The 12,093-nt window shown below is 64.9% G+C and carries 11 protein-coding genes; 3 read left to right on the forward strand and 8 right to left on the reverse strand.

The window, feature by feature from the left end; genetic code table 11:
• Positions 1 to 47 precede the first annotated feature (47 nt).
• Together AC07Y9_RS29975 and AC07Y9_RS29980 are read left to right on the forward strand one after the other, a co-directional pair.
• Positions 48 to 515 (forward strand): GAF domain-containing protein, encoded by a 468-nt coding sequence (locus AC07Y9_RS29975; RefSeq protein WP_007929417.1) that lies wholly within the window; start codon positions 48 to 50, stop codon positions 513 to 515.
• A gap of 129 nt (positions 516 to 644) precedes the next feature.
• Entirely contained in the window at positions 645 to 1,559 is a 915-nt protein-coding gene (locus AC07Y9_RS29980) for an SGNH/GDSL hydrolase family protein (protein WP_102681279.1), read from the forward strand.
• Between the two features lie 33 nt (positions 1,560 to 1,592).
• On the opposite strand, the gene AC07Y9_RS29985 is transcribed toward AC07Y9_RS29980, so the two are convergent.
• The gene (locus tag AC07Y9_RS29985) at positions 1,593 to 3,371 is read right to left on the reverse strand and encodes a sensor domain-containing phosphodiesterase (protein ID WP_102681278.1); all 1,779 of its coding nucleotides are present in this window, start codon (positions 3,369 to 3,371) and stop codon (positions 1,593 to 1,595) included.
• Positions 3,372 to 3,608: 237 nt separating this feature from the next.
• Positions 3,609 to 4,499: a LysR family transcriptional regulator gene (locus AC07Y9_RS29990; protein ID WP_102681281.1), complete on the reverse strand. Its 891-nt coding sequence runs from the start codon at positions 4,497 to 4,499 to the stop codon at positions 3,609 to 3,611.
• Between the two features lie 102 nt (positions 4,500 to 4,601).
• Here AC07Y9_RS29990 and AC07Y9_RS29995 point away from each other — a divergent pair, with 102 nt between their 5' ends.
• Positions 4,602 to 5,264 (forward strand): NADPH-dependent F420 reductase, encoded by a 663-nt coding sequence (locus AC07Y9_RS29995; protein ID WP_102681277.1) that lies wholly within the window; start codon positions 4,602 to 4,604, stop codon positions 5,262 to 5,264.
• Positions 5,265 to 5,357: 93 nt separating this feature from the next.
• Here AC07Y9_RS29995 and AC07Y9_RS30000 read toward each other — a convergent pair whose 3' ends face one another.
• The 6 genes from AC07Y9_RS30000 to AC07Y9_RS30025 all read right to left on the reverse strand — a co-directional run bounded on the left by AC07Y9_RS30000 (position 5,358) and on the right by AC07Y9_RS30025 (position 12,035).
• A complete protein-coding gene (locus tag AC07Y9_RS30000) occupies positions 5,358 to 5,699 on the reverse strand; it encodes a YXWGXW repeat-containing protein (RefSeq protein ID WP_087089123.1) in 342 nt (113 codons plus the stop codon).
• A gap of 182 nt (positions 5,700 to 5,881) precedes the next feature.
• A complete protein-coding gene (locus tag AC07Y9_RS30005) occupies positions 5,882 to 6,412 on the reverse strand; it encodes a GNAT family N-acetyltransferase (protein WP_102681276.1) in 531 nt (176 codons plus the stop codon).
• Positions 6,413 to 6,642: 230 nt separating this feature from the next.
• On the reverse strand, positions 6,643 to 7,659 hold the full coding sequence (locus AC07Y9_RS30010; RefSeq protein ID WP_102681275.1) for an Ldh family oxidoreductase: 1,017 nt from the start codon (positions 7,657 to 7,659) through the stop codon (positions 6,643 to 6,645).
• A gap of 89 nt (positions 7,660 to 7,748) precedes the next feature.
• A complete protein-coding gene (locus AC07Y9_RS30015) occupies positions 7,749 to 9,323 on the reverse strand; it encodes an aldehyde dehydrogenase (NADP(+)) (RefSeq protein WP_102681274.1) in 1,575 nt (524 codons plus the stop codon).
• A gap of 52 nt (positions 9,324 to 9,375) precedes the next feature.
• Complete coding sequence (locus AC07Y9_RS30020; RefSeq protein WP_007922737.1) at positions 9,376 to 10,944, reverse strand: APC family permease; 1,569 nt, start codon at positions 10,942 to 10,944, stop codon at positions 9,376 to 9,378.
• A gap of 170 nt (positions 10,945 to 11,114) precedes the next feature.
• Positions 11,115 to 12,035 (reverse strand): dihydrodipicolinate synthase family protein, encoded by a 921-nt coding sequence (locus AC07Y9_RS30025; protein ID WP_102681273.1) that lies wholly within the window; start codon positions 12,033 to 12,035, stop codon positions 11,115 to 11,117.
• Between the last annotated feature and the right edge of the window lie 58 nt (positions 12,036 to 12,093).

The following is a 12,093-nucleotide window of genomic DNA, read 5'->3' on the forward strand; positions in this document are numbered from 1 at the left end:
CCCCGTTATAGTCGGCCCTCCCCAGGTTAAACAGACAGGAGGCCCAGGTGGCCAAGTCTTCTCCGTTGTTCGACTCGCTGCAGGCCGATATCGACGCCCTGGCCAGGCAACTGGGCGTCAGCTCGATCCTGATCATGCGTTCGCTGCCCCAGCACATGCAGGTCGAAGCCTCGGGCGGGCGGCATGAGGACACTTATCCGATTGGTGCCCAGGGCCAGAAAAGCAGCCTCGCGCACAACGGCCAGGCGCTGTATTGCGAGCGCGTGGTGGACAGCGGCCAGCCGCTGTACGTCAAGGATTCGCGCCTGGAAGCCGAGTGGGCAGGCAACGAGGACGAGGTCGAATTCGGCCTGAGCAACTACCTGGGTTACCCGGTGCGCGATGCCGATGGCGAGGTGTTCGGCACCGTCTGCGCGCTGGATGAAAGCGCCAGGCAATACAGCGCCGAGGAACAGGCCGCGCTGGAGGCGTTCCGGCAAAAGGTCGAGGCCCTGCTCGCCCGTTCGCCGCGATGAAACTTTAGTCGTACAGGTCGCCCACAGGCACGCGCGGACGAGTACGGCTAAGCCCAGGTCGCATCCGACGCATCGGCAACGCTCGAAACTTCTACGATGAGCCTTCGCCTTTCACCGTAGAGACCGCCCATGCGCCAGATCCTGCTCGCTCCCTTGCTCGCACTTTCGTTGGCCGCCGGCAACTGCCTGGCCGGCCCGTCGTTCGATCATCTCTACGCCTTCGGCGACAGCTATTCCGATAACGGCGCCAGCGACCGTTTGACCCGGGACATGCTCGCCCAGCAGTTCAAGGACGCCCAGCAACTGCCCGGCGAGCTGTATTGGCAAGGCCGCTGGAGCAACGGCCCGACCGCCGTGGAAGTGCTTGCAAAAAGCCTGCGGTTACCCCTCACCGACCACGCCGTTGGCGGCGCGAAAAGCGGGCAGAACAATTACTACGCCTGGATGACCGCGTACCGCGACACAGGAGTGAGCGGGCAGATCGACGACTACCTGGCCAACGCCAAAGGCCAGGCCGACCCTGGCGCGCTGTACTTCATCTTCATCAGCGCCAACGACTTTTTCGAACATGCCGACTTCGACCACAAGGAACCGATCGACGAACTGGCCGCCAGCAGCATCGACCATATCCAGAATGCCGTCAGTCGCTTGGCCAAGGCCGGCGCCAGGCATTTCCTGGTGGTCGGCAGCACCGACCTGCGCCATGCCCCGGCGGTGGTGGCCAGCGGGCAGAGCGAACAGGCGCTGCGCTATCAACGGATACTTGAACGGCAACTGCCGTCGCTGCTGGTGGCCGAGAGCAAAAAGCTCAATGTAAAAATCACCTACTTCGACCACATCGCCTTCAGCGATCAGCTGCGCCGCCGACCTGCCGAGCATGGCCTGGCCCAGCTCGACCGACCGTGCCAGCCGACCTATCCCGAGGTGAAGCCGGCGTGCGCCCATCCAGACGAATATTTCTATTGGGATGAATGGCACCCGACCCGCAAAGTCCATGCCCTGGCGGGCGAAGCCATGGCCAAGACCCTCGGCCAGGCCCGCTAAGGCACAGCCTCGCCGGCGAGCAGCAGGCCTGCCCTAGACGCAAAGCTGCAACGGGAACCGGTTCGCCCCGCTCCAGGCCAGGAAGCGTTCCTGCAGCATCGGCCTGGCGAGGAAATAACCCTGGGCTTCATCGCAACCGAACGTGTAGAGCATCTGCAAACATTTGAAACTCTCGATGCCCTCGGCCACGGTGCGATAACCCAGCTCGCGGGCCAGGCTGATGATCGAGCGGGTGATCTTCTGGTGCTGGGTGTTGCGCTCAAGGTCGGTGATCATCGATTTGTCGAGTTTCACCACGTTGGCCGGGATCTGGTGCAGGTAGGCAAAGTTGCTGTAGCCCGTGCCGAAATCATCGATGGCCACGTCCATGCCCAGCTCGCGAATGCGCGTCAATTGCGCCAGGACATTCGGGTTGGAACGCAGCCACTCGCCCTCGGTGATCTCCACTTCGAGCCGCCGTGGGTCGATGCCATGCAGCTCACAGGCGCGGCGGATCAGCTCGGCGATATCCTGGTCCTCGAAATCCTTGGGCGACAGATTGATCGACAGCTTGCTGCTCTCGGGCAGGCCCCAGGTGCGCAACTTGCTCAACACCGTATCGATGACCCAGCGGGTCACCTGATGAATCAGGCCGTTGCGCTCCATCACCGGAATGAACTCGGCGGGCGAGATCGGCCCCAGCCACGGATGTTCCCAGCGCAGCAAGGCTTCGGCACTGACCTGGGCTCCGTCGGGCAGGGCGAAGCGTGGCTGGAACATCAGGTAGATCTGGCCACTGCGCAAGGCGTCGTTGAGGTCCGAGGCCAGGTTGAACGCGCGGCGCTGGGCGTGATCGCGCGCGGCATCGTAATGCGCCCAGAAACTGCGCCCGGCCATGGCCAGCTCCAGGGCGAACATGGCCTTGCGCAAGGCATCGTCCACCGACTGGGTATCGATCTCGAACTCCACGGTTCCGGCACAGACCGTGGGAATCATGGGAAACCCCAGCCCGGGCGGCTGGCGACGCAGGCGACTGACCAGCGCATCGAGCAGTCTATCGAGCTCCTCGGCCGGCGCCGGCAGCAGGAAGCCGAAGCGCTTGACCGACACGTGATAGACCCGCACATGCCGCCCCAGGTACTCCTGCAAACGCAGCGCAAGAAAACGGATGATGGTCTCGAAAGGCGCCAGCCCCAGGGCCAGGGTCAGTTCGTGGGCCACCTTCATGTCCAGGGCATCGATCAGCACCAGCACGCGCTGTTCGCCGATGTGGTGCTCGACCAGGTCACGCAGGTCGCTCTGGAACTGCTCGCGATTGGCCAGGCCGCTGACCGGGTCGCGACGACGCTGGCGCTGGCGCTGCTCGACCTGCTCCATGACCATCGCCGCCATGTCCCGCAACTGCTGGCGTTCGACGATGCTCAACTGCTGCTCGACCTTGTCGATGATGCACAGGCTGCCGATGGCATAACCGGACGCGGTCAACAGCGGCGCCCCGGCGTAAAAGCGGATGCCCTGGTCGCGGGTCACCAGCGGGTTGTCCTGGAAACGCGGATCGAGCGCCGCGTTGCGCACCTCCAGCACTTCGCGGCCTTGCACCGTGAAGGCGCAGAACGACTGGCTGATGGGGGTCTGCGGCTCATCGAAACCCACCCGCGACTTGAACCACTGACGATCACGGTCCACCAGGCTGATCAAGGCGGTAGGCACCTTGAAGTACTCGGCCGCCATGCGGCAGATCCGGTCGAAATTCTCGCAACTGGCGGTGTCCAGCAACTCCAGGGCATGCAGGGCGGCCAGGCGCCGCTCCTCGGCAATCGCCTTATCGGGCATACACGACCTCGGGCCGGGACAACGCGATCATCACAATAAACAACCTATTCGCAGGGAGGCTGGAGGGGGCGCGACGGGGATGAAAGCGATAGTGGCATTAGGACATCCCGACCACCAGAATGACTGACGGGCAGGCGCTTGCCAAACCCATCCGTCGGACGAACGGTATTGGTTACAAAAAAGCTTGGTTCTCAAGACCTTCGAGCTAGAGCGCTTCGACGGTTGACGACGTTGCTCTCAGGCGCCGAAACGAGCGATCGCCGCATCGACGAAGTGCCGCAGCTTGGCGGTCATCTGCCGGTCCGGCCGGTACAGCAGATGCATCGCGCGACTCGGCGCCTCATAGCCGGGTAGCAACTGCACCAATTCCCCCGCGGCCCGCGCCGGTTCGAGAAAATCCGCCGGCCCCAGGACGATACCGAAGCCATCCACGGCCGCCGACAGCAAGGCCTTGCTCTCGTTGACCTGCAAGCGGCTGCGCACCTGAACCTCATGTACCTGGCCGTCGCGGCGGAACTGCCATTGGTTGTCCGCCGGCCGCGACCAGTAGGCGTACCCCAGGCATTCATGCTGTTCGAGATCGGCCGGCAGCCGTGGCGTGCCCCGGGCGGCGAGGTAGGCAGGTGCCGCGCAGGCGATCAGGCGATAGGGCGCCAGCGGCCTGGCGGTCAGGCTGGAATCGGCCAGCGGGCCGATACGAAAGGCCGCCTCGTAGCCCTCCTCCACCAGGTCGATGTAGCGATCGGTGAGATGCAGGTCGATTTCCACCTGCGGATGCTCGCGCAGAAACGCCGTCACGAACGGCATGAGGCTGTAGGAGCCGAAGGTCACCGGCGCACTGATGCGCAACTTGCCCCGGGGCGTGGCGTTCATGATCTGCGCCAGGGAATCGGCGGCCCGGGCTTCGCCGAGGATGTGCTTGCAGCGCTCGAGGTAGGCACTGCCCAGCTCGGTCAGGCTCTGCCGGCGCGTGGTGCGGTTGAGCAGGCGCGCGCCCAGCCGCTGCTCCAGCGCCGCCACATGCTTGGCGACCATCTGCGGCGACAGTCCCAGGCGGGTCGCCGCACGAGCGTAGGAACCGCTTTCGGCGGCCGCGACAAAGGCCTCCATGCTGGTCAGACGATCCATCATTCAACACTCCCAGTAATGAGACCAAGTACCAGGCGCTTATTTATCGCCATCTGGTGGCGAATCATCATAGCCGCTCGACCCTTTCAACGGAGCATGGACATGCGTATCGGCATTATCGGAGCAGGTTTTATCGGGCGCGCCGTGGCGCAACTGGCCCTGGCGGCGGGGCATGAGGCGATGCTCAGCAACTCCCGCGGCCCGCAGACCATGAGCAGCGTGGCCAGCGGCATTCGCGGCAGCCGCATCGGCAGCGTCGAAGACGCCGTACAGTTCGGCGAGCTGGTGCTGGTGGCCATCCCGCTGGCCCATTACCGTAGCCTCCCCGCGGCCCTGCTGGCCGGCAAGACGGTGCTGGACGCCAATAACTATTACCCGTCCCGCGACGGTCATATCGAGGCCCTGGACCGCTTCGAAACCACCACCAGCCAATTGCTCGCCGAGCACCTCGAAGGCGCCAGGGTGGTGAAGGTGTTCAATGCCATCCTCGCCCAGGACCTGCTGACCGACGCCCGCCCCAGTGGCGCCCCTGATCGCCGCGCCCTGCCGATTGCCGGCGACGATCCGCAGGCCAAGGCGCAGGCCGTGCAATTGCTCGACGAGCTGGGTTTCGACACGGTCGATGGCGGCGGCCTGGCGGACAGCTGGCGTTTCGAACGGGCCAAACCGGCCTACTGCATCCCTCTGGATAAACCGGGGCTGCGCGCGGCCCTGGCACAGGCGCAACGAGAAGTCGAACTGCCCGAAGGTTCGTGGCGCTCTTGACGCCAAGGCATGCAGCATTCTGCGAGCGCAAAAAAAAAAACGACCCGTTCGGGTCGTTTTCATAGGTTTGCCTGTGTGCCGGTTCGCCTTCGCTCAACTGGCCCAGCCACCCGCATGCAGGTGCCAGCCATCGCCGCGACGCTCCCAGAACGGGTGCACATAATGGTACCCGGGACGCAACGGCTCCCAGTGACCATGGACCGCCACATACTGCCGGCCATCCCAGTGCCAGTAAGCCCGGGACCAGACATAACCCGGGCGATGCATGGGCTCGACTTCGATGACCCGCACCGGCGGTGGCTGCGGTGCAACCACCTCGGCGTATTCCACCGGCGCCGCGCGTTCGACCACCCGCCGCTCATGCACCACCCGTTCCTGCACACACCCGGAGGCCACTACGACCACCGCCACCAGAGCCGTGTAACGTAACAACATGCTGCCTCCCCGGCGCTTGACGCCGACGCTTGAACTGCTGACAACGCCCCCTGCAACCACCCGGCTCCTGCCAGGCGTAAGACGTGTTTTAACAGCTCGAAACTGTCTGCTAGCTGAACCTGATAGCAGCAGGCAGATAGCGGCAGCAAGGTGGCGACAAACGGCCAGTCAGCGGCGGCAGATCAACGTCCTCGGGCCTCGAAATCCGCCCGGGTCATCTCGAAAAACTTGCTCGGCAGTCCCTCGAACTCGCCATCGCGCACAAAACGAAAACCCAGCTTGCGCGCCACCCCCAGCGAGGCCTCGTTCAAGGCATGGGCATCGGCGACGATGCGCTCGATTCCTGCCCCGAGAAAAGCGTGCTCGACGATGCGCCCCGCCGCCTCGGACGCAACACCCCTGCCCCACGCCCGGCGCACCAGGCGCCAGCCCATTTCCAGTTCCGGGCCGACAGCCTCGTAGGGAATGAACGACACCCAGCCGAGAAACTCCTCCGGCGCGGACTTGGCAAAGATCGCCCAATAACCACAGTGCTCACCAAAATCGCGCTCCATACGCGAACGCACGAAATCGCGGTGCTCCTCGCCACCGTCCCAGGGGCCGGGAAGGTAACGGGTGACTTGCGGATCGAGGTCCATGGCGATGCACGCCTCGAAGTGTTCGAGGGTACGCGGGCGCAGCAACAGGTTGGGGGTTTCGAAGTGGAGGTTCATCAACTGGATATCCGTATTCGACGAGGGTAAGGACACCGCAGTGAAAATAGCAGGACGGTGTCGGAATCGCCGGATATCCGTAGCAGGACTTCCCCCTGACACGCAGACACCTGTAGGAGCGAAGCTTGCTCGCGATAAAGTCGTCACAGGCGCCACTGCGCCCAACCAGTTACCTCTTCTTGGAGGCCACCGACGCTATCGCGAGCAAGCTTCGCTCCTACAGATCGCGGTTACTGCGCCAACAGCGCCTGGATATCGTTGAACAGCGCGCGGGGGATCTTTACGCCGTGTTGCGCGCTGCGGGTCCTGGCTTCGAAACGCCGCTGCGACGGCAGCCGCGCGCCCTGCCCCGTGATGGCTGCGAACAGTCCTTCGGCGCGTTCCAGACCCTTCTCGTAGTCCTGCCCCAGAAACACCTGCGGATCGAACGCCAGGATCAGTTCGCCATGGCAGGGCGCGGCGCCGACGCCAGCGTCGAAGGCCATGGACTCGGCGCTGGTGAGGTCGCCGATCAGGGCGCCGGCCAGCAGTTCGATCATCGCCGCCAGGGCTGAACCCTTGTGCCCGCCGAAGGTTTGCATGGCGCCTTGCAGGGCCGCCCTGGCATCTGTGGTCGGTTGGCCCTGGGCGTCGATGGCCCAGTGTTCGGGGATGGCCTTGCCTTGGCGCGCGTGCAGTTCGATATCGCCGCGGGCGATGGCGCTGGTGGCGAAGTCGAACACGAACGGCTGGCCCGCCGGCCGTGGCCAGGCGAACGCCAGGGGGTTGGTGCCAAACACCGGTTTGCTGCCGCCGGCCGGCGCCACCCAGCTGTGGCTGGGGTTCATGGCGATGCCCACCAGCCCCTCGGCGGCGATGGCCTCGACCTCCGGCCACAGAGCGGAGAAGTGGAAGCATCGTTTGATTGCCATGGCCGCCAGCCCCTGGCTGCGGGCCTTTTCCGCCAGCAATGGCAAGCCGGTCTGGAACGCCAGCAGGGAATAACCGTAGTGCGCATCCACCTCCAGTACGCCCGCGGAAATAGGCCGCAGGCTCGGCTCAGCCAGCGGGTCGACCTTGCCCTCGCGCACGGAGCGCACACACCCCAGCAGGCGGTACACCCCGTGGGAATGGCACTCGTCTCGCTGTCCCTGGGTGATGACCTCGGCAATGGCCCGGGCATGGGCATTGGACAGGCCGTGGCGGATCAGCACCTTGAGGGACAGGTCATGGACTTCGGCGAGGGAAAGAGTGACGAGATCGGACATGGGGCTTGTGCTCCGATAAAAACCGTGGGGGCCATAAAACCCGGCCCTATGGGGTTGAGGGTGAGAACGCTGCAGGCCTGCGGCAGCGGCTACAACGGGCGCTCGCCGTTGAGACGCTGTGGAACCTGCCAGGGGTTGTCGTTGCGCAAAGCCTGCGGCAGCAGTGCTGGCGGCAAGTCCTGGTACGACACCGGGCGCAGGAAACGCTGGATCGCCAGGCTGCCCACCGAGGTGGTGCGCGTATCCGAGGTGGCGGGGAACGGCCCGCCATGGACCATGGCATGGCCAACTTCGACACCGGTGCCAAAACCGTTGACCAGCAGGCGGCCGGCCTTTCGCTCCAGCAACGGCAACAGTTCCCGGGCTTGCGGATGGTCGTCGTCACTCAGGTGCAGGGCGATGGTCAGCTGACCTTCCAGGCTCGCCAGCAGCGCTTTCATCTGCGCGGCATCGCTGCAACGCACGATCAACGAGGCCGGACCGAAGACCTCCTCGCGCAGCGCAACGCTGGCCATAAAGGCCTCGGCCGACGTGGCGAACAGCGCGGCACGGGCCTGATAGCGCTGGCCATCGGCGCCCTGCCCCAAGGGCTCCACCTCGGCATGCCGCAGCAGCCGCTCGACGCCCTGGCAGTAGCTGCCATGAATACCTGGCGTCAACATGGTCTGCGCCGGCGCCAGCTTGAGCGCGGCTGCCGCCGCGGCTTCGAATGCGCGCAACGCCGGGCTGTCGACCGCGAGGAGCAAACCCGGGTTGGTGCAGAACTGCCCGGCGCCCAGGATCAGGGAGCCGACAAAGGCCTGGGCGATGGCTTCGCCGCGCTCCGCCAGCGCGTTGGCCAACAGCAGCACCGGGTTGATCGAACTCATCTCGGCATAGACCGGAATCGGCTCCTCGCGGGCCGCGGCGATCTTCATCAACGCCACGCCGCCGTTGCGCGAACCGGTAAAGCCCACGGCCTTGATCCGACTGTCCGCCACCAGCCCCTGGCCAATGCCGCGGCCGGCATCGAACAGCAGGGAGAACACCCCTTCCGGCAAGCCGTGGCTGTGCACCGCCTGCTGGATTGCCTGGCCTACCAGCTCCGAGGTTCCGGGGTGCGCCGAATGCGCCTTGACCACCACCGGGCAACCGGCGGCCAGTGCCGAGGCGGTGTCGCCGCCGGCCACGGAAAACGCCAGGGGAAAGTTCGAGGCGCCGAACACCGCCACCGGCCCGATGGCGATCTGGCGCAGGCGCAGATCCACCTTGGGCAAGGGTTGGCGCTCCGGCTGGGCCGGGTCGATGCGTGCCTCCAGAAAGGCGCCGTCGCGCACCACCGCCGCGAACAAACGCAGCTGGCCTACGGTGCGCCCGCGCTCGCCTTCCAGGCGGGCACGGGGCAAGCCGGTCTCGCTCATGCAGCGCTCGATCGGCTCATCACCGAGGGCGAGGATGTTGCCGGCGATGCTCTCCAGGAACGCCGCCCGTTGTTCCAGGCTGGTTTCCCGGTAGCGGTCGAATGCCGCCTCGGCCAGGGCGCAGGCGCGCTCCAGGTCGTTCGGGCCGGCGCCACCAAAACCCGGCGCCAGGGTCTCGCCGGTGGCGGCAGCCAGCGCATGCACTTCGCCGTGGCCACCCCGCACGCGGGATTGGCCGATCAGCAGTTGTCCTGTTACAGGCATGGGTTACCTCTCTGAATAAATGGCGTGAGCTGAATGGATGCCTGGTCCGTGCTCATTCGTCTGCCCCTTCCAACAGCAGCTTGCTGCCTGGCACCCCGGTGTTGGCGCCCCAGTAGTAAATGCACAGGGCCATGAGGGTGACGACCAGGGTGTCGTAGGGGTGAGTGAGCACACCGATCCCGCCGAAGCTGCCCAGGTAGGAAATGACCATGGTCAGGGCGTAAAAGGCGATCAGCCACAGGGACGAGCGCACCTGTTCGGTCAGGCTCAGGTGGTCGGTGGGCACCAGGCGCCTGCAGCCCAGGTAGATGACGAACATCAGGATCTGCAGGCCCAGCAGCCAAGACACCGTGCTCCAGCCGGACCAGTAGACGATCAGCGCGGCGATGACGAAGGACACCGGCCCCAACAGGCCGAAGCCACTGACCCGGAACGGCCGCGGCAGGTCCGGCGCACTCTTGCGCAGCGCCGCCACGCTGATCGGGGCAATCGCGTAACTCAGCACCAGGGCCGCCGACACCACATTGATCAGCGCTTCCCAGGACGGGAACGGCAAGGTCCAGAACACCGACAGGCCGAAGGTCAGCCACAGCGCCGGGCGCGGGATGCCGGACTGCTCGTCGATGCGAGTGAAGATCTTGAAGAAGGTCCCGGTCTTCGCCCAGCCGTACACCACCCGTGGCGTGGCGTTCATGTAGATGTTGCCGCAGCCGCTGGGGGAAATCACCGCGTCGGCCACCACCAGGTAGGCCAGCCAGCCGACGCCCAGGGTCAGGGCGATGTCGCGGTACGGCAGGGAGAATTGCTTGCTGATGCTGCTCCAGCCGTTGGCCAGCATGTCGGTGGGAATGCTGCCGAGGAACGCCAGTTGCAGCAGGCCGTAGATCAGGGTCGAGAGCAGGACCGAAAGGATCAGCGCGATGGGAATGGTGCGCTGTGGATTGCGCACTTCGCTGGCCACCGAAATGATCGGCGTCAGGCCCAGGTAGGCGAAGATGATGCCGCCGGCGGAGACCGCCATTTCGATGCCGGACAGCCCGAAGGGAGCAAAGCCCTGGACGTGGAAATTCTCCGCTTTGAAGAAGGTGAACAGCACGCCGATGACCAGCAGCGGCACGACGAACTTGAACAGGCTGATGAGGTTGTTGGACTTGGCGAAGGTCTTGACGCTGGAGTAGTTGAGCCAGAAGAACAGGCACAACAGGGCGAACTGCACCAGCCAGCCGAGCAGGGTCGGGTTGCTGTTGCCGGCATGGGTCAGCCCCGGAAACCAGGCCGCTGCGTATTGCCGCGCCGCCACCACTTCAATGGCCACCAGGCTGGAAAACGCGATCAACGTGATGAAGCCCATCAGGTAGCCCAGCAGCGGCCCATGGGAGAACACCGGATAACGCACCACCCCGCCCGCTCGCGGCAGGGCCGCGCCCAGTTCGCAATAGACGATGCCCAGCAGCAGGACGGCGAAACCGCCGAGCAGCCAGGAGAAGATCCCCGCCGGCCCGGCGATGGCCGAGACATGGCTGGCGGCGAACAACCAGCCGGAACCGAAGATCGCCCCCAGGCCGATGAAGGTGAGGTCAACCAGAGAGAGCTGTTTCTTGAATTTGCCTTGGCCTGACATAGGCGCGCCTTCTTATTGAGTTATTGGAGTAGGCAGATCGAATGTCGCGCCGGCCTCCCGTGGATGGGATACCGACGTGGTGAAACACGGCACTGCGCGAGTGCCTGATGGTTCTTCTCGTGGACCAGGCCGCCCCGCGAGCCACTGCGTGGGGCGGCCTGTCGGCTGGCTTACAAACCGACGTCCGGCAACTGCGGACGCTCGGCCAGGGCCTTGGCGACTATCGCCTTGACCTCGGCCAGGGTCTCGCCCTGCAGGGCCAGGCGCGGTGGGCGGGTGATCGAGGAGCCGCGACCGACCAGTTCCTCGCAGAGCTTGATGCACTGCACCAGGTCCGGACGCGCATCCAGGTGCAGCAGCGGCATGAACCAGCGGTACAGCGCCAGGGCTTCCTCGAAGCGTTTTTCCCTGGCCAGGCGGAACAGGGTTTCGCCCTCTTTCGGGAAGGCGTTGGACATCCCGGAGACCCAGCCTTCGGCGCCGACGGCGATGCTTTCCACCACCACGTCATCCAGGCCGGCGAACAGCACGAAGCGGTCGCCCACGGCATTGCGCAGGTCGATGAAGCGCCGGGTGTCGCCGGAGGAGTCCTTGAAGCAGACGATGTTTTCGCAGTCCTGCAGGGCGATCAACACGTCCGGGGTAACGTCGTTTTTGTAGATCGGCGGGTTGTTGTAGACCATCACTGGCAGGTCGGTGCCGGTGGCAATGGCGCGAAAGTGCGCGGCGGTTTCATGGGACTTGGCCGAATACACCAGGGCCGGCATGACCATCACCCCGTCGACCCCGACCTTGGCCGCTTCGCGCACGGTGTTGCGGGCGAACTCGGTGGTGAACTCGGCGATCCCGGCGATCACCGGTACGCGGCCGCCGGCGGCGTCCTTGGCGACCTCGATCACCGAGAGTTTTTCCGCGGTGCTCAGCGAGGTGTTTTCTCCCACGGTGCCGCACACCACCAGGCCCGACACACCGTCGGCCACCAGGTTGTGCATGACGCTGTGGGTGGCGTCCAGGTCCAGGGAAAAGTCGGGTTTGAACTGGGTGCTGACGGCAGGGAATACACCGCTCCAATGGATGGCTTTACGGCTCATGGTCTTGTCCTTGTGGGTTGAGTCGGCCGGGCCGACAGGCGTTGGAAACGAAAAACAG

Source organism: Pseudomonas sp. GW456-L12, from assembly GCF_059424045.1.